The sequence below is a fragment of the Cupriavidus sp. FW305-46 genome (assembly GCF_058787075.1).
On record NZ_JBYSZI010000060.1, the window covers coordinates 1 to 24344 of the forward strand.

21 protein-coding genes are annotated in these 24344 nt (G+C 65.7%); 12 read left to right on the plus strand and 9 right to left on the minus strand.

Going from position 1 to position 24344, the window contains the following annotated elements:
* The first annotated feature begins 371 nt into the window (after positions 1 to 371).
* The 6 genes from AC3WON_RS24835 (at position 372) to AC3WON_RS24860 (ending at position 8014) form a co-directional block, all read left to right on the plus strand.
* A complete protein-coding gene (locus AC3WON_RS24835; protein ID WP_492352929.1) occupies positions 372 to 2981 on the plus strand; it encodes a type VI secretion system Vgr family protein in 2610 nt (869 codons plus the stop codon).
* On the plus strand, positions 2971 to 4797 hold the full coding sequence (locus AC3WON_RS24840; protein WP_492352930.1) for a lipase family alpha/beta hydrolase: 1827 nt from the start codon (positions 2971 to 2973) through the stop codon (positions 4795 to 4797). Before AC3WON_RS24835 ends, AC3WON_RS24840 begins: the two co-directional genes overlap by 11 nt.
* Positions 4794 to 6008, plus strand: a complete 1215-nt coding sequence (locus AC3WON_RS24845; protein ID WP_492352931.1) for a T6SS immunity protein Tli4 family protein — start codon at positions 4794 to 4796, stop codon at positions 6006 to 6008. The genes AC3WON_RS24840 and AC3WON_RS24845 overlap by 4 nt, the downstream gene beginning before the upstream one ends.
* Positions 6005 to 6151 (plus strand): hypothetical protein, encoded by a 147-nt coding sequence (locus tag AC3WON_RS24850; RefSeq protein WP_492317694.1) that lies wholly within the window; start codon positions 6005 to 6007, stop codon positions 6149 to 6151. Before AC3WON_RS24845 ends, AC3WON_RS24850 begins: the two co-directional genes overlap by 4 nt.
* A 101-nt stretch (positions 6152 to 6252) precedes the next feature.
* Positions 6253 to 6897 carry a TetR/AcrR family transcriptional regulator gene (locus tag AC3WON_RS24855; protein WP_492352932.1) on the plus strand — a complete coding sequence of 215 codons (645 nt, stop codon included), beginning with the start codon at positions 6253 to 6255 and terminating at the stop codon, positions 6895 to 6897.
* 7 nt (positions 6898 to 6904) lie between these two features.
* Positions 6905 to 8014, plus strand: coding sequence for an alkene reductase (locus AC3WON_RS24860; RefSeq protein ID WP_492317696.1), 1110 nt, complete (start codon positions 6905 to 6907; stop codon positions 8012 to 8014).
* 154 nt (positions 8015 to 8168) lie between these two features.
* On the opposite strand, the gene AC3WON_RS24865 is transcribed toward AC3WON_RS24860, so the two are convergent.
* Positions 8169 to 8552 (minus strand): hypothetical protein, encoded by a 384-nt coding sequence (locus AC3WON_RS24865; RefSeq protein WP_492317697.1) that lies wholly within the window; start codon positions 8550 to 8552, stop codon positions 8169 to 8171.
* 360 nt (positions 8553 to 8912) lie between these two features.
* Between AC3WON_RS24865 and AC3WON_RS24870 the strand changes: the two genes are divergently transcribed.
* Positions 8913 to 10118: a M48 family metalloprotease gene (locus AC3WON_RS24870; RefSeq protein WP_492352933.1), complete on the plus strand. Its 1206-nt coding sequence runs from the start codon at positions 8913 to 8915 to the stop codon at positions 10116 to 10118.
* Positions 10115 to 15637: an AAA domain-containing protein gene (locus AC3WON_RS24875; protein WP_492352934.1), complete on the plus strand. Its 5523-nt coding sequence runs from the start codon at positions 10115 to 10117 to the stop codon at positions 15635 to 15637. The genes AC3WON_RS24870 and AC3WON_RS24875 overlap by 4 nt, the downstream gene beginning before the upstream one ends.
* A gap of 30 nt (positions 15638 to 15667) precedes the next feature.
* On the opposite strand, the gene tolA is transcribed toward AC3WON_RS24875, so the two are convergent.
* From tolA to AC3WON_RS24890, 3 genes are all read right to left on the minus strand, one after another.
* Positions 15668 to 16420, minus strand: coding sequence for a cell envelope integrity protein TolA (gene tolA, locus AC3WON_RS24880; protein ID WP_492352935.1), 753 nt, complete (start codon positions 16418 to 16420; stop codon positions 15668 to 15670).
* A gap of 41 nt (positions 16421 to 16461) precedes the next feature.
* Complete coding sequence (locus tag AC3WON_RS24885; protein ID WP_492317701.1) at positions 16462 to 16986, minus strand: hypothetical protein; 525 nt, start codon at positions 16984 to 16986, stop codon at positions 16462 to 16464.
* Positions 16987 to 17144: 158 nt separating this feature from the next.
* Positions 17145 to 17513, minus strand: a complete 369-nt coding sequence (locus AC3WON_RS24890) for a VOC family protein (RefSeq protein WP_492317702.1) — start codon at positions 17511 to 17513, stop codon at positions 17145 to 17147.
* Between the two features lie 217 nt (positions 17514 to 17730).
* Between AC3WON_RS24890 and AC3WON_RS24895 the strand changes: the two genes are divergently transcribed.
* Together AC3WON_RS24895 and AC3WON_RS24900 are read left to right on the plus strand one after the other, a co-directional pair.
* Positions 17731 to 17910 (plus strand): hypothetical protein, encoded by a 180-nt coding sequence (locus tag AC3WON_RS24895; protein WP_492352936.1) that lies wholly within the window; start codon positions 17731 to 17733, stop codon positions 17908 to 17910.
* Positions 17907 to 18893: a tripartite tricarboxylate transporter substrate binding protein gene (locus AC3WON_RS24900; RefSeq protein ID WP_492352937.1), complete on the plus strand. Its 987-nt coding sequence runs from the start codon at positions 17907 to 17909 to the stop codon at positions 18891 to 18893. Before AC3WON_RS24895 ends, AC3WON_RS24900 begins: the two co-directional genes overlap by 4 nt.
* Before the next feature lie 222 nt (positions 18894 to 19115).
* Here AC3WON_RS24900 and AC3WON_RS24905 read toward each other — a convergent pair whose 3' ends face one another.
* Complete coding sequence (locus AC3WON_RS24905) at positions 19116 to 19940, minus strand: hypothetical protein (RefSeq protein ID WP_492352938.1); 825 nt, start codon at positions 19938 to 19940, stop codon at positions 19116 to 19118.
* A 117-nt stretch (positions 19941 to 20057) separates the two neighbouring features.
* On the opposite strand from AC3WON_RS24905, the gene AC3WON_RS24910 reads away from it, so the two are divergent.
* Complete coding sequence (locus AC3WON_RS24910; protein WP_492317706.1) at positions 20058 to 20621, plus strand: NADPH-dependent FMN reductase; 564 nt, start codon at positions 20058 to 20060, stop codon at positions 20619 to 20621.
* A 64-nt stretch (positions 20622 to 20685) separates the two neighbouring features.
* Here the strand turns inward: AC3WON_RS24910 and AC3WON_RS24915 are convergent, their stop codons facing one another.
* The 3 genes from AC3WON_RS24915 to AC3WON_RS24925 form a co-directional block, all read right to left on the minus strand.
* Entirely contained in the window at positions 20686 to 21564 is an 879-nt protein-coding gene (locus AC3WON_RS24915; protein ID WP_492352939.1) for a SphA family protein, read from the minus strand.
* Positions 21565 to 21677: 113 nt separating this feature from the next.
* Positions 21678 to 22067, minus strand: a complete 390-nt coding sequence (locus AC3WON_RS24920) for a DoxX family protein (RefSeq protein ID WP_492317708.1) — start codon at positions 22065 to 22067, stop codon at positions 21678 to 21680.
* Positions 22068 to 22172: 105 nt separating this feature from the next.
* The gene (locus AC3WON_RS24925) at positions 22173 to 22811 is read right to left on the minus strand and encodes a hydrolase (protein ID WP_035827404.1); all 639 of its coding nucleotides are present in this window, start codon (positions 22809 to 22811) and stop codon (positions 22173 to 22175) included.
* A gap of 332 nt (positions 22812 to 23143) precedes the next feature.
* On the opposite strand from AC3WON_RS24925, the gene AC3WON_RS24930 reads away from it, so the two are divergent.
* Positions 23144 to 23440 (plus strand): putative quinol monooxygenase, encoded by a 297-nt coding sequence (locus tag AC3WON_RS24930; RefSeq protein WP_492352940.1) that lies wholly within the window; start codon positions 23144 to 23146, stop codon positions 23438 to 23440.
* Positions 23441 to 23462: 22 nt separating this feature from the next.
* Here the strand turns inward: AC3WON_RS24930 and AC3WON_RS24935 are convergent, their stop codons facing one another.
* Positions 23463 to 24338, minus strand: coding sequence for an efflux RND transporter periplasmic adaptor subunit (locus AC3WON_RS24935; protein ID WP_492317710.1), 876 nt, complete (start codon positions 24336 to 24338; stop codon positions 23463 to 23465).
* Positions 24339 to 24344 lie beyond the last annotated feature (6 nt).

Here is a 24344-nt window from a genome sequence, read left to right on the forward strand (position 1 = left end):
CGTGTGAAAGTAGGTCATCGCCAGGCTCTTATTCCCAAAACCCCTCGACAGCGTGTGCTGCGAGGGGTTTTGTCTTTGGTGGTCCGGAAAACGTTCTGGCAACTTTCGACAAAATGTGCGCTGGCTACCCGGCGAGAGAGCCGCCCTTGATCGGGCTTCCGATCATCGGGGCTGGGCGGCACTGCTGGCAGCAGCGGAAAATGCTGCATGATGGCTAGGAATCGTCTTAATTTGCTGTGGCTTGGATAAACGTTGCAATCTTTGACACGTGTAACGTCCGTTTTGCGGATAACATCGCCTGCGCTCCGCAGATGGTGCTTCGCGCGTAACACGGGTGCCATGCGGTAATCCTCTCTCAGGAGGCCGCTCGCATGGGTATCCGCGACAATCTGCCTTTTCCCGCCCGCACCGTCACGGTCTCCGGCCCCGCCTTGCCGGAAATTCTCGGGCAATCCCCCTTCACCTTCGTACGCCTGGAGGGCAAGGAAGGCGTCTGCGGCCTGTTCGAATACGACATCGAACTGAAAACGCCAGACAAGGCCTACAACTTCCACGGCCCGGAAGGCAACTTCGACTTGCGCGAGATGAACGGGCGCGAGCTGACCGTGCATATCGAACTCGACGGCATGGGTACGGGGTTGGCGGGACACATTGGCGCAGGCACGCGCGAGATCAGCGGCATTGTCGATCGTGCCCGCTACCTGCGCGCCGAAGGGCGGCACTTCGTCTACGGACTGACGCTGCGTCCCTGGCTCTGGATCGCCTCCCAGAACAGGAACAGCCGCGTCTTCGAGAACCGCACCGATATCGAGATCATCGAAGAGGTCCTGTCTGCGTACTCCTTTCCGGTTGAGCGCAGGCTCGACGTGGCGAAATACCCCAGACGGGTCTACCGCACCCAGTGCGACGAGAGCGACTACACCTTCATCGCCCGCCTCATGCAGCACTGGGGAATATCGTGGTTCTTCGAACATTCTGACGGCAAGCACCGCCTGGTTCTGGTCGATCACGTCGGTGGTTATTTCAGCATGCAGAGCGAGGCGTATCAGGTGCTGGAAATCCTTCCGCCTGGCGTCAGGGTCGATCAGGAACACCTCGATGCTTTTTCGGTCGTCGATGCCGTGGTCGCAGGCAAGTACACGACCAATGCCTACAGCTTCACCCAGCCGCGCGGCAACCTGACCGCCTGCAGTTCGGACCCGCGAGACACGGGCCTGAACACTGGCGCGCTGCACCAGGAAGTGTACGACTTCCCTAGCGAGCATGCCCAGCCGGCCACGGACAACCGCCCGTGGGACGAAGGCGACATGATCGCGCGCATCCGCATGGAGGAGATCCGTTCGCGCGGCCTGCGCTGCTTTGGCACCGGCAACCTGCGCGCGGTGGTGCCCGGCTGCACCATGCACGTGAAGGGACACCCCCAGCAGGCGGCCAACCGCGAGTACGTGGTGCTTGGCGCCAACCTCAGGCTGGAAGACGTGGCCGAAGCCTCGGGTGAAGGCCAGCGGTGGCAATGCCGCGTCGAATTCGAGTGTCACCCCACCCATGAGGTCTTCCGCCCGGCACTGAGCATCCCGTGGCCAGTGGTCACTGGCCCGCAAAGCGCGACGGTAGTTGGCCCCGAAGGCCATACCGTATGGCCCGACCGCTTCGGGCGCGTGCGCGTGCAGTTTCCGTGGGACCGCTTCAACAAGATGTCCTGCTGGGTGCGCGTGGCGACGCCATGGGCGGGTTCGCAGTACGGCCAGGTCAGCATCCCGCGCATCGGCAGCGAAGTGCTGGTGATGTTCCTGGACGGCGGTGATCCGGACAAGCCCATCGTGACGGGCGCGGTGCCGAACAGCCTCAACATGCCGCCGTGGCAGCTACCGCATCAGCATGCGCTGACCGGCATCCGCAGCCGCGAGCATGACGGCTCCAGCAGCGGTCATCTGGTGTTCGACGATACCAAGGGGCAAATCCAGTCCCAGCTGTCTTCGGACTACCAGCGCTCGCAACTGAGCCTGGGCTACCTGAGCCGCATCGAGGACCACCGGGGTCGCCAGGATCATCGGGGCAACGGCTTCGAACTGCGCACCGATGGGCACGGTGCCGTGCGCGGCGGCGATGGCCTGCTGATCAGCACCGAGGCCCGGCCCGATGCCAGGGCGCACCACAAGGACATGGGCGAGACGGTTGACCGGCTGCAGCAGGCCCAGCATGCCCACGACATCATGGGCCAGCTCGCGCAGCACCATCACGCGCAGGATGAGGAACAGCAGGACGTCGCCAAGGCGCTCAAGGCCCAGGATGAAGAAATCCGCGGTTCGGGCGAGGTCAATGGCGAGTTGACCGCGCCTCATCTCGTCCTTGCGTCGGCAGCAGGATTGGCCGCGACGACCGCCAAATCCACCCAATTGCACAGCGGCGAGCATCTGGCTGTCACGACTGGCAAGCACGCATCCATCGTCAGCAGCGGCGGCATCTTTGCCAGCGCGGCGCGACGGATTGCGCTGTTCGCGCACAGCCTCGGCATACGGCTGGTGGCCGCCACGGACCACATTGCGCTCGAAGCGCAGGATGGCGACATCAAGGGCACCGCCAAACGCAACATTCATTTCCGCGCGCTTGGCGACATCGTTCTCGAGGCCGACCAGGGCATTCTGTTGAAGGTCGGACAGACCTATATGCGCGTGACTCCCTCGCAGATCGTCGAGGGCATGAGCGGGGTAAGGCAGATTCACGCGACCGATTTCAGTGTCGATGGCCCGGATGGCATGAACCCCAGCGCCCTGGCGCTACCGCAGAGCGATTTCGATCAGGAGGTGTACTTGCATCTGCCCGACGGCTCGCCCGCCAGGAACCGGAAATTCCGCCTGACGCAATCCGACGGCAGCGTGATCGAGGGCGTCACCGGCCCCGATGGGCTGACCAAGCTCCAGCAAAGCCAAGGCGCCGAAAACATCATGATTCAGATTCTGGAGTCCGCAAGTGGCCGCTGATCGCATCCATCTGAAAACCGGCGAAGAAATTGGCGGGCACGCCGGAGCCGTCGTTGCACTCACACCTTCGACCGACACGCGCCGCGTCAGTCTGCCGGTGCCGCCTGACAAGGTGATTCCGGTCATCTTCCTGCCGGGCATCATGGGGAGCCACCTTCGCATGAGCCGGAAGCGGCAGAAGGATCTTGAGCGCGATGACAACATTGCCTGGCGGCCGGATGACACTGGGGACACGCTTGCCCGCCGCAACGACTCTCCGGGCCGGCGGCAAATGAACTTCGATCCCGACGAAACCGAAGTGGACCGTTACGAGATCACCGAGGACGCCGGAAGGTTCGACATGACCGGCAAAGAGACGGTCAATTCCGACAAGCGGCACGGCAACGTCCCCGATGGGCTGCCCGATATCGGCTTGCTGATGAGCGCGCCACTGCCGCCTGCCGCCGAGCAGTGGAAGGCCAGGCGCGGCAAGCACGAGGCCACCGCCGCGCAGAAGGCGCGCTGGCGCGGCTGGAGCGAAGTCATGTTCGAGACCTACGGTGAGGTGATCAAGCTCATGGAGGCTCACCTGAACGACATGCTGGTGGCCGGGGAACTCTCGCCGACCTGGAAGGAGGGCAAGAAGGTGGAAGTGCTGGGCGTCACCCCCGCCTATTGGGGCGGCGCCGGCGATGCGCTGACCGAGGCCGATGTCCTGCGCGTGGCGAACTGCTGGTATCCGGTCTACGCGATGGGCTACAACTGGCTGGAAAGCAATGGCACGTCCGCAAAGAAGCTGGCCAGGCGCATCGACGAAATCATCGGGATGTACACGGCCAACGGGCGGCAGTGCGAAAAGGTGATCGTGGTCACGCACTCGATGGGTGGCCTGGTGGCCCGGGCACTGCTGCATCCGGACTACGGCAACGCGCAGGACAGGATTCTCGGCGTCTACCATAGCGTCCAGCCTGCGCTCGGGGCCGGGGCCGCCTACAAGCGCGTGCGTACAGGGTCCGACGTGCAGGACAATCTGGTTGGGGATATTGCCCGCAATGTCATGGGCAGAACGGGCAAGGAAGTGACGGCGGTCTTTGCCAATGCCTCGGGGCCACTGGAGCTGCTGCCGACCGCCTCCTATCCGCGAGGATGGTTGCGTCTGCAGACCGGCGACTACCGGCAGGCCATGGCGCTGCCGATTACCTCGGATGCACCCTTGAAGGCGTATCTGAGCGATCTGGACTTGCATCAGAAGCTGGGCGTGGACAAGCCTGCGCCGCCGATGGCGGTGGGCGACCCGGTCTACGACATCTACACGCGCAATCCTCAGGCTTGGTGGCGGCTGCTGAATCCGGATTGGATCAATCCGGCGGGCAAGAAATATGAGCGTGCAGATCCATATGCGCTCGCGAAGAAACGGATTGCCGCCGCGCAGCTTTTCCACAAGAACATCAAGAACCTGTACCACCCCACGACCTATGCCAGCTACGGCGAAGACAGTTCGCAGAAGTCCTACGGCAGCGTGACCTGGCGGGCGGAGACGGCCGATCTGGCGCCACATGGCGACCCACTCACGTGGACCATCGAGAGCGAGGATGCCGAGGGCCGCATCGTGGTGCGCACCAAGAGCAGACAGCCGCTGACACTGCGCCTGGAGCCACCGATTGACGCAGGTGACCAGACGGTGCCCGCCAAGGCGTCCGCCGAAGCCGTGCGCGGGACGCTATTCCGGCAAACCGGCTACGAGCATCAGGGCAGCTATCAGAATGACCAGGTGCTGGCGAGCGCGCTGTATTCGATCATCAAGATTGCCAACACCGCGACATGGTGGGACCGATGACCCGCCGTGGCTTTGCAATCATTCTGGCCAGCCTGCTGCTCGCGGGCTGCCAATCGTTTGCGTATCCGGAGAACAAGATGTCGGAACCCGTTGCGCTGTCGCCGCGCTTGCAGCCTCTCTTCGCCAAGACCAAGCAGGTGTGCTTTGGCCGCTATGTGATGGAGGTTCCGGCGGAAGCCGAGTTGCGGTGGGGCTTCCGGGAGTTTCCCGGCAAGATTATTACGCACATCGGACAAGCGGAACGCTTGAAAGAGCGAGCGGAGTCATTTCGTCGCGAGATTCTTAGTAAGGATCGAACTGCCAAGATTAGCTATTTTGGTCAGGCGGCAACCTCGCGAAGCTGGGAAATTCGATATTTTGAAGACCAACTCTCAATCGACTACGGGGTGGAAATGGCGCATACCTTCGTGGCATCTGGTTCGAATCTGTTCGAGTGGTTCTATGGTGGCGAGGAACTTGCCCCCCTGGTGCGTGGCATCCGAGCACGCGACAACGCAGACATTCCCACTGCCCCCGGCGTCTGCATCGACCACGGCTTCGTCGCGGACGCGTCCGGCAGCTATCAGGAGATCTTTGGCGCGGGCATTCGGCTGCCCAGCCTGCCCGATGTCAGCTTTTCGGTGGACTCCAACAAGCTGGCCAGCGTGGACGGCGAACCTGGTCTGCTGACTTCGATTGCCGAGCAAAGGAAGTACCTGGGTAGCCGCTACCCGAAATTGACGACCCTGCGCGAGGGCAAGCGCACGGTCGGCGTCTGGCAAGGGGAAGAATCGCTGGTCCGCCGTGCGGATGGCACGCATGACTTCGAGTGGGAAGCTGTTGGCAGGGAGCGAACGACGCTGCATCCGGCAGTGATCGGCGCCAAGATGTACACCAAGGTGGCGGCCAATCGCATCGGCGCTGCGGATCAGGCCTCGCTGACGGACGAAGAAGCTGTAGCCCTCTGGGACAGGCTGCTGGATGGTGTGCGTTTCCGCGTGAACGCACCGCCGACGCAGACCGGCGATCCGGTCACGGTGCGCTCAGGCGAAACCACACCTCTGTCCGGCATCTGGCGCGCCTCGCTTCCGACCGGACACCCTCAGGCGGATTGGGTGGCCAGCAAGTCCGGCATCCTGCGGCAAAAAGGGATGCCGATGATCCGCTTCGGGCTTTCGCCATCAGATGAAGCGCTGGTTGTCTGGACGTGGATGGGCGAGGCCAGCACATGAGCCGACGCATCATCGCGGTTGACGATATGACCGACCATGGCGTGGTGGGCACGGGTTTTTCCAAATACCAGCTCCAGGGGCGCGCCGTGGCGCGGCCGCATGACGAGGTGGATTGCCCCAGAATACGCCCACGCCACAAGTAGCCCGCACCCAATTCTGGGTGCCCGCAACTGCATACCGTAAAGATAGCCGCGATGACCAGGATCGTTTGACTTTTTAAGACGACTGGTCATATTATTTAGCCATGGCACGCACCGCAGACAAGACCGACATCCCTGACCGCCTGACGAAGGCAGGGCGCGAACTGTTTTCGCGCCACGGCTACAACGCCACCGGCATCCAGCAGATCACCGACCACGCCGGCGTGCCCAAAGGCTCGTTCTACAACCATTTCGAAAGCAAGGAAACGTTTGCCGCGGTCATCGTCGCGCAGTACGCGGACTACCTGCAGCGGTCGTGGGAAGCCATGATGGAGGCCGCGCCGCCAGAGCCGATGGCGGCAATCCGCTACGTCTTCACCCAGATGATTGCCTACCACCTGTCCAGGACGGTGCAGGCAGGGTGCCTGATCGGCAACTTTGCGGCGGAGATTGCCTTGTCGAGCGACACCTGCCGGACCGCCCTGCAGGCAGCCCAGATGGCCTGGCGCGAACGCCTGGCCGGCATGATCAGCCAGGCCCAGGCGCACGGCTCAATCCGTACGGACATTGCGCCTGCCGACCTCTCCGGGCTGGTCTGGGATGCCTGGGAGGGCGCCTTGCTGCGCATGAAGCTCGAACGCTCGGTCGAGCCGCTGCGCCGCAGCGTCGACCTGATGTTCGACCACCTGTTCCAGCCGGCCGCTACCAACGTTGTGGCCGCTGCAAGCCATAGACCAACCACGGAGTAAGCCATTCATGGGCGCACAGAAAGAAGCCTTTCTCGCGGATGCTTTGTTCCAGCCGATCAGGCTGGGCAAGCTCGAACTTGCCAACCGCATGGCCATGGCGCCGCTCACGCGCAGCCGCGCCGACGACAACCTGGTGCCGACCGACATGGTGGTCGAGTACTACAGCCAGCGCGCCAGCGTCGGCCTGATCATCGCTGAAGCCACGCAGGTCTCGACCACAGCCCAGGGCTACACCAATACGCCGGGCATCTATACCCCCGAGCAGATCGCCGCCTGGACGAAGGTGACCGACGCGGTCCACGCGCAGGGCGGCAGGATCTTCCTGCAGATCTGGCACACCGGCCGCATGTCCCACACGCACTTCCAGCCGGACAACCAGGCCCCGGTCGCACCGTCGGCCATCGCTGCCAATGCCAAGACCTATATCAACGGCAAAGGCTACGTCGAATGCTCGGTCCCGCGCGCGCTCGAGACGGCCGAGATCGCTGGTATTGTCGATGACTTCCGCACCGCTGCAGCCAATGCCATCCAGGCCGGCTTCGACGGGGTCGAAGTCCATGGCGCGCACGGCTACCTGCTTGACGCCTTCCTGCGCGATGGCACGAACAATCGCACCGACGCGTATGGCGGCAGCATCGAAAACCGCGCGCGCTTCCTGCTCGAAGTCATGGCTGCCGTGGTCAATGAGATCGGTGCCGACCGGGTCGGCATTCGCTTGGCACCGGTTTCGCCCGTCAACGACGCGCTGGAGAGCAACCCACAGCCACTGTTCGAACATGTCGTGCGTGAACTGGAGAAGCTGCATCCGGTGTATATCCACGTCGTAGAAGGCCACACCGGCGGCCCGCGCGACAACGCGCCTTTCGATTATGAAGCGCTGCACCGCCTGTACACCGGCGTATGGATGGTCAACAACGGCTACTCCAGGGAGATGGCCGAAGAGGCGATTCGCAGCGGCAGTGCCGACATGGTCTCGTTCGGCCGCAAGATGATCACCAACCCCGACCTGCCGCGCCGCTTCCGCGAAAACAAGCCGCTGAACCGCCCCTTTGAGGACGCTTCACTGTACGGCGGCAATGGTGCGCACGGTTACGTCGACTACCCGGCGCTGGGCTGACGCGGGCTCCGGCCCGGACGCCGGCGGCGCGCCGCACTGCCGGCGTCGTGCCAGCAAAAAAGCGCCCTTTGGAGCCGGGAGAAATACGTTCCAAAGGGCGCACAAGCGCGTTTGACGATGGCTGCCTGCCTGGGGCAGGCTCACTGAGCGTGGGCTATGCCAGGGCGCCGTCGGTATAGACGTCGAACTTGCGCGCGGGATCGGCTGAAGGACCGCTGCGGTCCATGCCGGCCAGGGCGCCGTCAGTGTAGATGTCGAATTTGCGGGCAGGATCGGCCGACACGCCACTACGGTCCAGGCCAGAAACCGAGTGCTCCTTGACGGGTGAAGCCTCGACGCGGGTGCCGTCGATGAAGACGTCGAAGCGGCCGGCCCGCGCACTGTTGCTATAGACGTCGCGCATGTCGACGCGGAAGGTGCAGCCGGACTTGTCGCCGGCAGCAGCGCTGTCGCGGGCGGCGGCATGGGCAATGCCGGCAGTGCAGGCGACTGCAATCGCGGCGGTGGCGAAGATCGTGTTGGCGAGCTGGCGGATCATGGCGGTACTCCGATTTGCGGTAAGAAGGGCAGAACGCGGCGGCGTCCTCTCGCTTATACGCAGAAGCTGTGCCACCGGATGCGGACCGACAAAAATGGAGCGGCAGCCCCGTCATCAGCGAATTCCGCCCGATTGGCGGAGCAAATGTTGGGCAGAAACAAACTTGCGGCGTATCAGCCGCCCACCCAAACCAACAGCTTCAGCCGTCAGCCACTTCCCGCGCCGGCATTCCCGTCTCCGACTACCCCCGACAGCGTCAAGCTGGCCATGCCCATACGGGCATGGCCCGCGCTGATGGATGGCGCCAACGCCATGCTCCCCCTGTAGAATCGGCTTCCACGCAACCCTGGAACGTCCCGCATGGACTCTCACGCCCCGGATCGCGGCGCGCTGGTGCCGCCGGCCTATCACGCAACGGTGGTCGACTACCTGCGTCGCCATGAGCCCGAGGTCTGGCGCTGGGCCGGCGCCCGTGCAACCGGCGCCGATCACCGCGAGGCACTGCGCTCGATGCTGCTGCGCGACACCTACCGCATCGAGGCGGACGCGCACGCCGACGTGCACGCGGCGCTGGCCGAGGCGATGGCGCGGCTCGGCATCGACGCGCCCGCCACGCTCTACCAGTCCCCGGGCCTGGACATGAACGCCTCGCTGGTCTACGTGCCCGCGGAGGTCCACATCGTCCTGCAGGGGCCGCTGCTGGAACGGCTGTCGCCGCCGGAGCTGCTGGCGGTGTTCGGCCATGAACTGGCCCACTACCTGCTGTGGTCGCGCGACGACGGCCAGTTCCTGCTGGCCGACCGCATCCTGAACGATGCGCTGGCCGCGCCCGGCGCCAGCGCCAGCCATCGCGAGACCTGGCGCCGATACGCGCTGCACACCGAGCTGTTCGCCGACCGCGGCGGCGCCGTGGCCGCCCGTGCGGTGGCGCCGGCCGTATCGACGCTGGTCAAGGTGCAGACCGGCATAGGCAGCGTGGACGCGGCCGCCTACCTGCGCCAGGCGGCCGAGATCGAAGCCCACGAAGCGGGCGCGAGCGCCGCCCACAGCCATCCCGAGACCTTTATCCGGGCGCGCGCGCTGGCGCTGTGGTGGGAGGGCGCGGCCGGTTTCGATCCGTGGATCGAAACCCGCCTGCACGGCCCGCTGGCGCTGGAGAAGCTGGACCTGCCGGGACAGATCCGGCTGCAGGCGCTGACGCGCGGCTTCCTCGCCCACTTCCTCGCCGGCACGCCGCTGGCGAGCGAGGCAGTGCTCGCGCAGGTGCGCATGATGTTCCCCGACTGGCGCGACGACGAACCAGCGATCGGCCCCGAGGGGTTGGGGCCGGACGTGGCCGACGACAGCGTGCGCGGCTACCTCAACGCGCTGATGATGGATCTGGCGCTCGCCGACCCCGACCAGCAGGACGCGGCGCTGCTGCGCGCCGGCCAGGTGGCGCAGGCGCTCGGCAGCCTGGAAGCGCTGCAAGGCAACCTGCGCCGCGACGCCGGCTTCGGCAAGCGCGAACTGGACCGCTACCAGCGCCAACTCCACCGCGAACTGGCCAGGGAGGGCCGGGCATGACTGACAGCACGACCCACGGCACCAACACCATTCCGGATATGGCCGGCAGCAGCGAGCCGCGCACGCTGCGCGCCCTGGTCGACGCGCAGGCTGGCGCGGCGCTGCCCACCGACGACGTCCTGGTGCTGGTGCTGCCCCTGTTCGCGCAGGTTGCCGCGCTGCACGCGCAGGGCAGGGTGGCCGCGCTCGATCCCGACAGCATCCTGGTGGACGAGGAAGGCGCGCTGCGCCTGCGCCGGCCCGATGGTGAAGCACCGGTCATGGACATCGGCGCGGTGCATCGCGTGCAGCCGCATCCGGCCTCGGGCCTGAACATCGTCGGCGCGCTGCAGCTCGGCCACGCCGACGACGGGCAGCGCGACCAGACCGACCTGGTGCTGCAGCTTGACGCTACGGCGCCGGTCGAACGTCCGGTCTATCTACGCGGCCCGGCCAGCTGGGAACGCCTGCTTGGCCACCACGACGAGATCGGCGACGTCTTCCTGCTCGGCATGGTGCTCGCCAGCCTGGCCTGCGGCCTGGACTTCGCCGACGAGGACGACCTGCGCAGTTTCGTGGCGCATCGCCGCAACCTGTTCCTGCTGCACGAGCGCTTGCATCCGATCGTCGCCGCGGTGATCGTCGAGATGACCGAGATCAACCGCCACGACCGCGCCACCGATGTCGCCGCGCTGGCGACCCGGCTGCGTACGTGGCGCGAGCAGCCGCTGGGACTGGACGTCGAACGCGCGCTGGCCGGCACGAACGGTGCCACGCCGCGCCGCGCCGCCGTGCTCACGCACCTGCGCGACCGCCTGTTCGATCTGTCGCGGCGCAACCGCCTGCTGCACTTCCGTCCGACCGCGGCCACCGTCAACGTGACCGTGGCCAGCGTGCCGCTGATGCTGCAGATCGAAAGCGTGCGGCCCGAGCATATCTGCACCTGGGGCGGACCGTTCGCCGCCGACCTGGTAGCGGGCAAGCCGGTGTCGCTGCAGCGCTGGCTGCGCTTCGACGACCAGCCATACCTGCCGGCGTCGCTGGACCGCCTGATCGCCGAGACCCGCCGCGACCGCGCCGAGTACGGCTTCAGCAACCTGCGCCTGGTGGTGGCGTTCCTGCGCTGGCACAACCTGAAGGAGGCGCCGGACGAGCGCATCGTGACGCCGCTGCTGTGGCTGCCGGTGGAGCTGGTCAAACGCAAGGGCGTGCGCGACCAGTATGTGATCCAGTGCGCGGGCGGCGAGGCCGAGTTCAACCCGGTGCTGCGCCACTACCTGAGCCAGCTGTACGACATCCGGCTGGGTGAGACGGTGGATCTCGGCAAGACCTCGCTCGAGGAGATCCATGCCGGCATCCTTGCGCAGATTCGCCGCTCGGAGCCCTCGGTGGAGCTGCGCCTGGTCGACAAGGCCGCGGTGCGGCTGGTGCGGCAGAAGGCGCTGCAGCGGATGCAGCAGTTCCAGCGCCGCAAGCCGGGCCCGGCCGCCGCGCGCACCGGCGGGTGGCGGCCGCCGTACAGCTATGCGCAGGACGACTACCGGCCGCTGGGGCGCGCTCTGTTCGAGCATTGGGTGCGGCCGAGTGAGCTGCCACAGCGCTTCGAGGCGGGCGCCACACCGGGAGCCGGTCCGCGCCAGCCGCACATGAGCGGCCCCGCCGCCGCTGAAAGCGACGAGCGCCAGGGCTACGTGCTCGAGGAGTCCGAAGGCCACCGTTATGCCTGGGACCTGGATCTGACGCAGGTGACGCTCGCCAACTTCAACTACCGCAAGATGTCGCTGGTGCGCGACTACACGCAGTTGCTGGACGAGCCCGGCGCCAATCCGGCGTTCGACCGCGTGTTCTCGATCGATCCGCGCGACGTGGAGACGCAAGCGCCCGCGCCGCTCGCACCGGCCGAGCAGTGGAACGTGGTGGCGGCCGATGCGACGCAGAACGCCGCCGTCGGCCTCGCGCGCAGCCAGCGCAGCTTCATCATCCAGGGCCCGCCGGGAACGGGCAAGTCGCAGACCATCACCAACCTGATCGCCGACTACGCCGGACGCGGCAAGCGCGTGCTGTTCGTCTGCGAGAAGCGCGCCGCGCTCGACGTGGTGTTCCACCGGCTCAAGCAAAGCGGACTGGATTCGCTGTGCTGCCTGATCCACGACTCGCAGACCGACAAGAAGGCCTTCATTGCCGACCTGCGTGCCTGCTACGAGCAGTGGATCGCGCAGCCGCACGATGGCGACACGCTGGCGGCCCGCCGCACGCAGGTCGCCGAGGCGCTGGACGCATTCCAGCAGCGCATCGACGCATTCGAGTCGGCGATGGCCAGCGCGCCCGAGGCACTCGGCGACAGCGTGCGTGCGCTGCTGCGCCGCGTGGCCGCGTTGCCCGCTGTGCCCGAGGCAGGGCCTGCGCTGCGCGAACGCCTGCCGGCGCTGGCCGCCTGGGACCGCCAGCGCGATCTCGCGCACCGCGTGCACCGCGCGATGCGCGAGCGCTTCGGTGTCGACAGCCTGGCCGCGCATCCGTTCGCGCGCCTGTCGCCGCAACTGCTGGCCGACGAGCGCGCCTATGGCCGCGCCGAGCAGCTGTGCCATGACGCCGAGGCGCTGTTCGATGCGCTCGACCCGCTGCTCGACAGTACCGCCAGCCTGACCGGCCAGGACACCGCGCTGGAACAGGCACGCGCAATTGCCGCCGACAGCCAGTGGCTGCTCGACACGGGCCTGGCCGCGCATCTGGACCTGCTCGATCCGGCTTCGCCGGCGCAAGGCGCGCTGCGCGAGATCCGGGCGGACCTGGAGCGGCGCGCGCAGGCACTCGCCGACGCGCAAGCCGCAACGTCGAACTGGCAGGACAAGCTGAGCCCCGGCGATACCGAATCGGCGCTGGCGCTCGCGCGGCGGCTGGAGCCGTCGTTCGCGCGCTGGCTGCAGCCCACATGGTGGCGGCTGCGCGGCGAACTGAAGCGCCGCTATGACTTCGGCAAGCACGCCGTCCATCCGGGCTACGGCAAGGTGCTGGAAGCGCTGGCCGCCGAGCATGCCGCGAGCGCCGCGCTGGCCGCGGCCGATGCCGACAGCCGCCGGCGCTACGGCGTCAGCGAGATGCAGGCCTTCCTGCGCGCGCTCGGCGAACTCGAGCAGCGCCTGCAGTCAGGCGCAGGCCCGCGCGAACTGGTCGCGCACCTGCGCCAGGCCGTCGACCCGGTCGCAGCGGCGCGCGCCGAGGCCGGTGCGCGCGAGGCGCTGGAGAAGCTCGCGCAGCGCGTGCGCGACGGGCTGGTGCTGGCCGACGACGCGCGCCTCGGCGACATCGCCGAACTGCTGCGCGACCTGCGCGAGGCGCTCGACGACCTGCCCGACCTGTTGCCGCTCTTGCGCGCGGTGCATGCGGGCGACCCCGCCTGCGCCGCCACGCTGCAGTGGCTCGATCACGCACCGGTGCAGCTCGAGGCGCTGGTCGCCGACGAGGCACTGCGCCGTCTCGCGCGCGAGAACCCGGTGCTGGCGCGCTTTGGCGGCGCGGCGCTGGCGCAGGCTGCGCGCGCCGTGGCGCAGAGTCAGCGCGAGCTGCTCGCGCTGAACGCCCAGGTGGTGCGCGCCACGCGCCACAAGCAGTTCGCCGAGCATGTGCGCGTGTCCTCGCTGTCGGCCACGATGCTGGACGCCGACGGCAAGGCGTTCAAGAAACGATACGCCACGGGTCGCCGCGAACTGGAGCACGAGTTCGGCAAGAGCATGCGCCACCGCTCCATCCGCGATCTCTCCGACGACGAGACCGGCATCGTCATCAACGACCTGAAGCCGATCTGGCTGATGAGCCCGCTGTCGGTGTCCGATACACTGCCGTTGTCGCCGGACCTGTTCGACGTGGTGATCTTCGACGAGGCCAGCCAGATTCCGACCGAGGAGGCGGTGCCCGCGCTGAGCCGCGCAAGCCAGGTGGTGGTGGTCGGCGACGAGATGCAGCTGCCGCCGACGAGCTTCTTCACGGCCGGCGGCGCCGAGGGCGACGACGAGATCGTCGTGGAAGAGGAGGGCGAACGCATCGCCATCAACCTCGATTCGGACAGCCTGCTGAACCAGGCCGCGCGCAACCTGCCTGCCACGCTGCTGGCGTGGCACTACCGCAGCCGTCACGAATCGCTGATCAGCTTTTCCAACGCGGCGTTCTACGACGGGCGCCTCGTCACCATCCCCGACCGTTTGCTGGAGCAGGCCGAGGACGAGGCGCCTGCGCTGCGCTCGGACCAGGAGGATGCCGGCATCGCGGGCGCCGACGCGCTGCTGGCGCGGCCGGTCAGCTTCCACCGGCTGGCCGACGGCGTCTACGCCGACCGCCGCAATGCGCCCGAGGCGGGCTACATCGCCCGGACCGTGCGCGAGCTGTTGCGCCGCGAGACCGGGCTGAGCCTGGGCATCGTGGCGTTTTCCGAGGCGCAGCAGGGCGCCATCGAGTCCGCGCTCGAGGCGCTGGCAGCCGAGGACGCGGACTTCGCGATGCGCCTCGAGCGCGAGTACGTGCGCGAGGATGACGACCAGTTCAACGGACTGTTCGTCAAGAACCTGGAGAACGTGCAAGGCGACGAGCGCGACGTGATCATCCTGAGCATCTGCTACGCGCCTGGGCCGGACGGCAAGATGCTGATGAACTTCGGCCCGATCAACCAGCGCGGCGGCGAGAAGCGCCTGAACGTGATCTTCAGCCGCGCGCGCCATCGGATGGCGGTGGTGTCGACGATCCAGGCCGAGGCCATCACCAACGTGCACAACGATGGCGCTGCCGCGCTGCGTGCGTTCCTGCAGTTCGCGCAGGCCAGCGCGCGCGGACAGTTCGAACGCGCCCAGTCGGTGCTCGGCGCGCTGAACCCCGGCGCGCGCGACGCCTTTACGCGCGAGCCCACGCCAGACAGCGTCCGCGACGCACTGGCCGAGGCGCTGCGTGCGCGCGGCCACCAGGTGCACGCCAACGTCGGCCGCTCGCAGTTCCGCTGCGACCTGGCCATCGCCGCTGCGTCGGGACAAGGCTACGCGCTGGCGATCCTGCTCGATGCGCCGTCGGAGGCGGTAACGGACACCGCCGAGCGCTATGTGTTCCGCCCCGGCATCCTGCGCAGCTTCGGCTGGCGCGTGCTGGACATCCCCGGCAAGGACTGGCTCGACGATCGGGACGCGGTGCTGGCCCGCATCGAGGCCATGCTGGCCGATGGCGAGGATCGCGCGCTGGACGTGGAGGTCGAGATCCCGGTGCCGTTGGCGAAGCCGGCCGCGGTGCAGGATGCGGCGTCAACGGGCGAGGCCCGGACGGACGCGGCGATGGCATCGGCTGCGCAAGCGGAACTGGTGCGGACGCTTCGCTTCGAGCAGGGCACTTCGCGCAAGTTCTGGCGCGCCAGCGTACGCGGGGCGGAGCTCTCCGTCACCTATGGCCGCATCGGCAGCACAGGGCAGACCAGCGTGAAGACGTTCGACAGCGCCGAGCGGGCACGGCGCGAGGCGGACAAGCTGGTGGCGGAGAAGCTGCGCAAGGGCTACATGGAGGCGTAGCGCCTGGACAGGGCACAGGAGGCGGCACTACTAGCCGCCTTCGTCCCTGGGCCAGAAGGTAATGAGGATATTGGAGGGCGCAACGCCGTTCTCGTCGCGCGGCAGCGGGTCGGAGCGCTGCACCGCGCGCAGCACGGCGTTGTCCCAGGCCGCATTGCCGCTTGACTTGGCGAGCCGCGCCGACAGCACCGAGCCATCCGGCGCCATGCCCACGGCCACCACCGCCGCCGGGTTGCCGCTGACGTCTTCATTGAAGATGATGTTCGGCTTGACCCGCTGCCGGACCCGCTCGGCATAACCGGACGAAGGCTTGGTGCCGGAGCCGGAGCCGACCCGTGTTCCCGAATTGCCCGCCTGCGACCGCAAGCGCGCCAGTTCGCCCTGGCGCTGGGCATTGTCGGCCTGGCGCTGCGCTTCCGTCGCCTTGCGTTGCGCCTCCTTGCGGGCCGCTTCGGCACGGGCCTGGTTCTCGCGCTGCCGTGCTTGTGCCTGGTCGCGCGCGGCTTGCTCGGCCTTGCGCTGCTTTTCCTGCAGCGAGATGTCGGCGTCTTCCTCATCGACCGGCTTCGGGCTTGGCACCGGCGTGATTGCAGGCGCTGGCGTTGCGGCTTCCGGGATCGCCTCCCACAGTTCGGCCGCGACACCTTCAGGCGCCGCGCTGCGCCAGCGCACGCCGTAGTAGAGCAGGGCACCCAGCAGCAGGTGCATGAACAAGGCCAGCAGGAAGCACCTCAGGGTGCCCCGTTCAGGCACTGGCTGATAGGGATAGGCGACGGCCTGCATGGATCGCGCGCCTTGCCGCTGCTCGTTTTGCGCTTGCTCTCCTATGTACCGCCAGTGCCGCCGGCGGACGCATCCACGTGCCGCTCCAGTTTCAGGTACGAGTCAGCCGCGACCAGGCCGAACACGATGTGGGCAATGGCGGTCACCCAGCCTCGCGCTTCGGCAAACCATGGGAAGACGGCAGTCATGCCGTGAAAATTGACGAGGTACAGGACCAGGCCGAACAGCGCTCCCACCACCGAGGCCATGCCGACGCTCGAATCGAAACGGAACGGCGCCATGATCGCTGCCAGGATCACCGCGAACACGACAGAGAGCACGAAGTGGACCACCACGGCCGCTACCAGCACGCTCATCTGGAAGGTGGCGGCTTGCGCCAGCACATCAGGGCCCAGCATGATGGCCGCGATCATGGTCAGCGGCTTCCACACGCCGGCCCCCATCAGCATGGCCGCCAGCAAGTCGAGCACCAGGAATACCACCCCGGCGACGAGGCCCGCCAGCGCCGCCGCACGCCAGTCCGGCCACCGGTGCGCGTAGCGATGCGATTGCATATGAAGTTCCATGACATCCTCCTTTGATGCGGCAGAAACCAGAGCCGCTTTCCAAGGCGCAACTTCATTCTATGGGGTGCAACCGCATCAACCAAGCGCAGTCAACGCTGCAAAGCATCGAGCTGGCGTGGCAGGGCGCCAGTGTCTCGTCAAAGGCTCATGGCAGGACACTAGCCCATCGTAAAGATCTCCAGAAAGTGCTTGCTCGGATCCTCGAAGTAGATCCGGCGGCCGCCATCGTCGGTGTTGACCTCGCCCGGGCGGCGGCGGTACGGGTCCGCCCAGTAGGTCAGGTTGCGCGCGCGGACGCGGGCAAAGCCCTGATCGAATTCGGCGTCGCTGACCAGGAAGGCATAGTGCTGCAGAGCAACATCGCCCTCCGCGTCCATGAAGTCCAGGGTCACGTCATTGTCCAGCCGTACGCCGAGAAACGGCCCGAACGGCTCGGCCGGGGGACGTCCGAGGATCTCGCAGAGGAAGTCGGCGGAGACCTTCTTGTCGTGAGAAAAGACGATGGTGTGGTTGAGCTGGATGGCCATGCCGCAATCTCCGGGAAGGATATGTGCAAGGAACGGCGAGCAAGCCGGCCGGGGACGGCCAGCCGGCCGTCACGCAGAAGCTGGCGTGCGCCACGCTTGCAGCGTAGCCAGCGCGGGCAATGACGGCAACCTTGCCTTGCAGGCCAGGCTTGGCTGGCGCCTCCGTTCAGCCGTGGCGTTAGCGCCTGAAAGTCCGGCCGGGTCAGATGCATCCTGCATGGCTTCACTTCCCACCCATCCGCCCCGTAGCCACCATTCGGCCATCACCAAACGCGATGGCACGCTCGCCATTTATTGCTTTACGACACCCTTCACCTCTTTCATCCTCATCGAATCACGGCTTGCTGCTTATGCTTCACAAGTGGCGGCATGCCGCTTCAAAGGAGACATGAATTGAAAGGTATCAAAGGGAAGGCATTGCGTCTTCTCCGTACTGGAGGCTGGGTTCCCGCGCTACTGATAAGCGGCTCAGGCTGGGCGACTGGGTATCCGGTGAAGCCGGTGACACTGATCGTTCCACAAGCGCCTGGTGGTGCCAACGATGCCGTGGCGAGAATCGTGGCGCAAAGACTCGGTGCGGTGCTGGGCCAGCCAATTGTCGTCGACAACCGGCCCGGCGCCGGTGGGAATATCGGCATCCAGGTCGCTGCGAAGGCACCGCGCGACGGCTACACGCTACTGCTGACAGTCGGCAGTTCGTTCACCATCAACCCGTCGCTATACCGGAAGATTCCGTTTGATCCGCTCAAGGACTTCGAGCCGATTACGCTGGTGGCGACGGCGCCGTACCTGCTGGTCACGAACCCGGCAATCCAGGCCAGGTCTGTTCAGGATCTGATTGGCCTGGCCAGGTCGAAACCAGGAAAACTGGACTATGCCTCCGCGGGCAATGGCACGCTGAATCATCTGCTCGGGGAAATGCTGAAGGCAAAGGCTGGCATCGATATTACTCACGTTCCGTACAAGAGCGCGGCTGCAGCGGCTACTGACGTGGTTGCCGGCCAGGTTCCCATAACGTTCGGCAGCTTGCCGGGTGTGATGCCGTTCGTGAAAGCAGGGCAACTCCGCGTACTTGGCGTGGCCACAGAGAAGCGGTCAAGACTGATTCCCGAGGTGCCAGCGATAGGGGAGGCCATTCCCGGGTACAGCGCGGTCTCCTGGTATGGGTTGCTTGCGCCAGCCGGTACGCCAAAGGAAATTCTTGCCCAGCTTCATGCGGAGGCCACCAAAGTCCTGAATAGCAAGGACGTGCAGGACAAGCTGGCCGCGCAAGGGGCCGAGGCCGCGTCCAATACGCCAGAGCAGTTCCGCGCTCTGATCAAGGACGATCTGGTGAAATGGGCGAAGGTCGTCAAGAACTCGGGAGCACAGGTCGATTGAGTGACGGGGGGCGAGACAGCCGGCGTGTCCATCGGGCCGGACGGCATGTCGGCCCGCCTTGCTATCCCTGCAGCCGTTTGCTGCGACATTCATTCTGGAGCCGGGCCTGCTTTACCTCCGTGGTCGTCTCCGTTTGCGCCCGTTGATCGGGCGCTTTTTTCCGCCACAGATTGGCGCTATGCAATGCAGGTGTTCCAATGGCGAAACCCTTCAGCGGCTGCCCTATTCAATTTCCACCACATCGACAACCTGGTGCTGATTTTTGTAGCGAACTTCCTGGCGCATGACGAATCGCCGGGCGGGACAATACCAGTCAGTCATGTCGAGCACCGTTGGCTCCAGTTCGATATCGGTATCGACCAGCCGAAAGCGGCCAGGATCCACGAACTTGGTATATCGGATCGGCCAGCAGAGCAGTGTGCCGGTGGCAAGCTTCAGGCGCTGCAGCGGACCCACCGTCCGCTCAGACAAGGTCAGGCGAACATTGGAACCAAGGAAATCAGAGACAGTGGTGCCGGTGCGGCGATCCACAATACGAAAGTCGTAGCGGGACGCGAACGTTTCCGCGGGGAGTACCTGGCCCTCTGTCAGCGCCGGCGGATACAGCAGCAGTCCGTTCGAGTTGGTACTCATTTCCCCGACCAGCTCGGTGTACTGGCCGTGGGCCTGAACGCGTGCATTCAGACTGCGCACGACAGGCTGTCCCGAGCGTTCGTCGATCACGAGCCGGTGACGCTGCACGGTCTCGACGGGCGGCCCCATCAAGCGCCGGAGGGCGGACTTGGAATAGATGTCCAGATCGAACGAACAAAGGTCGCGCTCGAGGTCGTTGACGTTGCGGAAGAAGGCAATGGTTGTCATCGGCGTCAATCCGTCCGCTTCGAAGCGGATCTGTCCGCCGTCATGGACATAGGGCGCATCGCATATCTGTCCGGCGTGCACGCGGTGCGACGCGGTCCCGAGCAGACCGCCTGCGGCGAGCCAGGCCGCGGCAAGCGAACGCCAGACTGGGGCCGCTCGTATCTTCATCACGGTTCGTTTCAACATTCGAGTGGGAGTTCAAGTGTGTAGGCGCGGTGGAGTCATTCCGCGCCGGCAAGGCTCTATCATGCTGGATAATGAGCAAAGCCGTATCCTTCATCCTCATGAAAAGAGGTGTGACAAATGATCCAGATCCTGGGAATTTCCGGCAGCCTGCGGGCACAGTCGTACAACACCGCACTGCTGCGGGCGGCGCAGGCTGAGGCGGGCACGCAGGTCCGGCTTGATATCGCCACCCTCCATGGCATTCCGCTTTACGATGCGGATCTGGAGGCGCGTGAGGGCTTGCCCGCCGCCGTGGTGGCATTGCGCGACCAGGTCATGGCGAGCGATGGCCTGATACTGGCCACGCCTGAATACAACAATGGCATCCCCGGCGTCTTCAAGAACGCTATCGACTGGCTCTCGCGGCCGGCCGGGGATATTCCCGTGGTCTTCGGCAATCGCCCGGTTGCGGTCCTCGGTGCCTCGGCCGGGGGCTTCGGCACGGTGCTGGCACAGAACGACTGGCTGCCGGTGCTCAAGACGCTGGGCACGCGGCACTATACCGGCAACCGGCTGCTGGTTGCGCGCGCCGGCCAGGTATTCGACGCGCAGGGCGAACTCACCGATGCCGGCATGCGTGCGCGGCTCAGGGAGTTCGTTGCCGGCTTCGCCGCGTTCGTGGAGGGCCCGCGCGCGGGCTGAGCACAATCGGGCCGGCGCATCCTTGCCGCGCGCCATGATTCGCGCTTCGCGCGCGGCCCCAAACTCAAAGTGGCGCCAGCACCCGCAGGACGATCTTGCTCCCTTCCGGGCGATTTCTTGCACCCCATTCCTTGTATGCGTTCAGCAAGACCTGCCAGCCATCCCCTTGCACCAGCAGTCCGGGCCCCGCGCCGAAGACGCGCTCGCGCGAATTTGCCTGACGGATGCCGTCGATGCGGTCCTCGCCGAGCTGCGTCAGCATGTAGCTCGCCACACCTACCCGCAACTGCTTGGTGATCGCATAGGAAGCGGAGAGGTTCAGCGACAACGCGTCGCCTGGCTGGACCGAGCCGGCGTTCAGTGAGGCCGGCGGCTGCGTGTTCTTGCCGCTCCACTGGTAGTTGAGCCTGCCGCTCACCTCCAGCTTGCCGGTCGGCATGAGGGTGAAGGCATAGTGGGGCGTCACCGTCCAGACGTTGCTGCCAGCATTGGCGAGGCGGTTGTGGTCATACTGCCCGGTCGGGGCCGAAAAGAGCAGATCGATGCGCTGGAAGAACGGCATGCCGAACAGCGCCTGGCCGGACCACTGGACAATGAACGGGCTGAACTGGATATCGCCGGCAGCGAAGTTGTGATCGCCTGTACCGGGGGCCGGGCGGATATTTGCGTACACCAACGGCAGCAGCACCTCGGCGCCGACGTTGCCGCCGAGCAGCGTGACATCGGGCGATATATAGGCGATATGCGGCACGATGGCTGCTGTCTCGATGCGTGGATTGCCGGGGACGGCATTGCCGGCGTCGTCGCGGATGCGCGTGGCACGGTAGTAGCTGGTGGCCAGCTCTAACAGGAAGCCCGGTCCGGCGACGCCATCCAGGAAACTGGTATTGCCGAGGTTCATCGGCGGGAGCCCGACCACGTCCGCATGCGCGACGGATACCATCAGTGCGCTGCAGGCCGCGGCCAGGGTGGGTAATGCAGATTTCATGGGGTGAGCTTGGTCGGGTCCCGCTGCGCAGCGGCTTCGGAACACGGCGGTGGGACCGTCGCGAACGGTCAACGCAAGGGCAGTACGAGGTTTCCGGGCCCCGCCGCCATCAGGATGACAAAGCCCCCGATGATGCTGATGTGCTCAAGAAATCCCGTGAACAGCAGCGTGCGCTGTGCGCCTTTCTGGTTCCAGAAGTCATAGAAGACCACTGCAGTCGCCAGCGTGAAGGCCGCCAGCAGGAGGGCGGCAATCCCGGTCTGGTAGCCGGCCACGATGGCCAGGCCACATGTCAGCTGCACGAGGATGGTCAGCGACAGCACCAGGCGCGGGAACGGCAAGTTGCGCGAGCGCACTTCGTCCAGGCCGTGGCTGAAGAAGATCAGCTTGTTTGCGCCGCTCAGCACGAACATGAAGGCAATGAACAAGCGGCCCGAAAGGAGATAGTAGTCGGCCATGCCGGCTCCCGTCTGAACGGTGTTGGGTGAGAAGGAAGAGGGATGGCGCCCCGCGCAGCGCGAGGCGCATGATGGAACGGGCCGGCATGCCGGCCCGCCTGCACGTCAGGTGCGATCGTAGGAGAACTGGATGCCCGCGGTGCCGCCGGTCTGGATAAAGAGATCCATGAACGCCGGGACGGTCTCGCTGCGCGACCAGTCGCGCTGCAGTTCGCAGAACAGCTGCGGCACGCTGATCATCTTGCCGCCGGCCTGTTCGATGCGGCGCAGCGCAGCCTCGTGCGCGGCCACGGAAGTGCCGCCCACTGCATCGGCCACGACATAGACTTCATAGCCTTCCTTGAGCGCGTCCAGCGCCGGGAAGGTAAGGCAGGCTTCCGTCCACAGCGCGGTCATGATCAGCTTCTTGCGGCCTGTTGCCTTCACTGCCTCGCGGAACTCGACGTCTTCCCAGGAGTTGATGGTGGTGCGGTCGTAGGTGGGGAAATCGCCCAGCACCTTCTGCAACTGCGGGATCGGCGGCTTGTTCAGGCCGGTCTTCACATTGACGGTGGAGTGCACGATCGGCAGCTTGTACGCCACGGCGGCACGCGAGGCGCCAACGATGTTATTGACCAGCAGCTGCCGATCCATCGAGGCGATCGAGTTCACCTGGACCGGTTGGTAATCGATGATCACGAAGGCAGCGTTCTGCGGAGTCAGCAGGTGGTCTTTTGCGGGATCGCGAATGGGTTCGCTGGCCATGGTTATCTCCAGATCAAAGGGATGGGATTTCTGCTACTCGGCGCTTCAGGGCAGGCGTTGCATGTACCGTGCGCGACGTGTGCCCCGCTCTTTGGCAACGGGCGCTGACATCGCGGACCCTGCAAGGGGGATATGCCTGCAAGTGCGCTGCAATCGATCGTCGCGTGGAGCCCTTGCAGCATAAGTCATGCATCGGAACAAGCGTGATAGCCGTATGCCAAACATGCTGTTCTCGTTGGCAGAACAATGCATAGGACATCCCGATTCTGCTGCCCGCACTCCGGCATTTGACTAGGCTGTGCTGACACGACATGCGCGGATGGACACGAACGATGAGCGATTTCTATGTGTTGGTGGTCCTGTATGCCAAGCCGGGGTGCGCGACAGAACTGCGGGAAAAGCTACGCGCCGTGGTGGAGCCTTCCCGCCGCGATGCAGGCAACCTGCGCTATGAGATGTTCGAGCATCAGGATGATCCGCGCCGGTTCATCTTTGTCGAGCATTGGGAGAGCCCTGCCGCGCAGGAGGCGCACCATACGCAGACCGACCACATCCGCCGCTTCCAGGAGGAGGGCAGCGATGCGGTGGAAAGCATGGAGCTGTTCTACCGGATGAAGCTTGTGGCGTGAATGGCGACAGCCGGAAGCTGCGCTATTTCTGCTCCGGCAGGATGGTGATGGTGCACGTGGTGCCCATGGCCAGCAGCAGGCCGTCGGGCAGCGCGTCCAGCCGGATGCGCACGGGAATGCGTTGCGCCAGCCGAATCCAGGTGAAGACCGGGTTCACGTCCGCCAGCAGGTTGGCGCTGGTCGGATTGTCGCGATCGGCGATGCCGCGCGCGATGCTTTCCACGCGTCCTCGCAGTGGCTTGCCGCCCGAAAGTAGCCTGACCTCCGCCCTGGCGCCGACGTGCACGTTTGGCAGCTTGGTTTCCTCGAAGTATCCGTAAATCCAATAGGAGTGCTTGTCGATCATTGCCATGCGCGCGGCGCCTGCACTCACGAAGTCGCCGGCGTGCAGGTTGAGGTTGGTGACGTAGCCGTCCACCGGCGCGCGCACTTCGCTGCGGCTCAGGTTCAGCCGCGCCGTGTCCAGCGCGGCCAGGCTGGCTTCGTAGTTGGCCCTCGCCTGCTTCTCCTGCGCGCCGATGTCTTCGCGGCTTTCGACCGAGACCACGGTGCTGTCCAGGCCCTTGCGCCGCGACGCCTGCTGGTGGCGCAAGTCCAGCTCGGCCTTGCGCGCGCGCGCCTGCGCCTCGGCCTGTGCCACCGCCTGCCGGAATCGCTCCGGGTCGATCGTGAACAGCAACTCGCCCTTGCGGACTTCCTGGTTGTCCCGCACCAGCATTCGGGACACCGGACCGGAGACATCGGCGGCGATGTTGATCACGTCCGCCCGCACGCGGCCGTCCCGGGTCCAGGGTGAATACATGTAGTGCTGCCAGAGGCTGTAGCCCAGCGCGATCGCGGCAGTGAGCAGCAGGCCCGTGGCCAGCACACGCGTCACGGCAGGTCCGTTCAGTTTCATGTTTCA

Excerpts from the sequence above, each read along its gene's own strand:
- AC3WON_RS24835 (WP_492352929.1), top strand. The coding sequence starts at position 372 with ATGGGTATCCGCGACAATCTGCCTTTTCCCGCCCGCACCGTCACGGTC.
- AC3WON_RS24845 (WP_492352931.1), top strand. The coding sequence starts at position 4,794 with ATGACCCGCCGTGGCTTTGCAATCATTCTGGCCAGCCTGCTGCTCGCG.
- AC3WON_RS24850 (WP_492317694.1), top strand. The coding sequence starts at position 6,005 with ATGAGCCGACGCATCATCGCGGTTGACGATATGACCGACCATGGCGTG.
- AC3WON_RS24855 (WP_492352932.1), top strand. The coding sequence starts at position 6,253 with ATGGCACGCACCGCAGACAAGACCGACATCCCTGACCGCCTGACGAAG.
- AC3WON_RS24860 (WP_492317696.1), top strand. The coding sequence starts at position 6,905 with ATGGGCGCACAGAAAGAAGCCTTTCTCGCGGATGCTTTGTTCCAGCCG.
- AC3WON_RS24865 (WP_492317697.1), bottom strand. The coding sequence starts at position 8,552 with ATGATCCGCCAGCTCGCCAACACGATCTTCGCCACCGCCGCGATTGCA.
- AC3WON_RS24870 (WP_492352933.1), top strand. The coding sequence starts at position 8,913 with ATGGACTCTCACGCCCCGGATCGCGGCGCGCTGGTGCCGCCGGCCTAT.
- AC3WON_RS24875 (WP_492352934.1), top strand. The coding sequence starts at position 10,115 with ATGACTGACAGCACGACCCACGGCACCAACACCATTCCGGATATGGCC.
- tolA (WP_492352935.1), bottom strand. The coding sequence starts at position 16,420 with ATGCAGGCCGTCGCCTATCCCTATCAGCCAGTGCCTGAACGGGGCACC.
- AC3WON_RS24885 (WP_492317701.1), bottom strand. The coding sequence starts at position 16,986 with ATGGAACTTCATATGCAATCGCATCGCTACGCGCACCGGTGGCCGGAC.
- AC3WON_RS24890 (WP_492317702.1), bottom strand. The coding sequence starts at position 17,513 with ATGGCCATCCAGCTCAACCACACCATCGTCTTTTCTCACGACAAGAAG.
- AC3WON_RS24895 (WP_492352936.1), top strand. The coding sequence starts at position 17,731 with ATGGCTTCACTTCCCACCCATCCGCCCCGTAGCCACCATTCGGCCATC.
- AC3WON_RS24905 (WP_492352938.1), bottom strand. The coding sequence starts at position 19,940 with ATGTTGAAACGAACCGTGATGAAGATACGAGCGGCCCCAGTCTGGCGT.
- AC3WON_RS24910 (WP_492317706.1), top strand. The coding sequence starts at position 20,058 with ATGATCCAGATCCTGGGAATTTCCGGCAGCCTGCGGGCACAGTCGTAC.
- AC3WON_RS24915 (WP_492352939.1), bottom strand. The coding sequence starts at position 21,564 with ATGGTATCCGTCGCGCATGCGGACGTGGTCGGGCTCCCGCCGATGAAC.
- AC3WON_RS24920 (WP_492317708.1), bottom strand. The coding sequence starts at position 22,067 with ATGGCCGACTACTATCTCCTTTCGGGCCGCTTGTTCATTGCCTTCATG.
- AC3WON_RS24925 (WP_035827404.1), bottom strand. The coding sequence starts at position 22,811 with ATGGCCAGCGAACCCATTCGCGATCCCGCAAAAGACCACCTGCTGACT.
- AC3WON_RS24930 (WP_492352940.1), top strand. The coding sequence starts at position 23,144 with ATGAGCGATTTCTATGTGTTGGTGGTCCTGTATGCCAAGCCGGGGTGC.
- AC3WON_RS24935 (WP_492317710.1), bottom strand. The coding sequence starts at position 24,338 with ATGAAACTGAACGGACCTGCCGTGACGCGTGTGCTGGCCACGGGCCTG.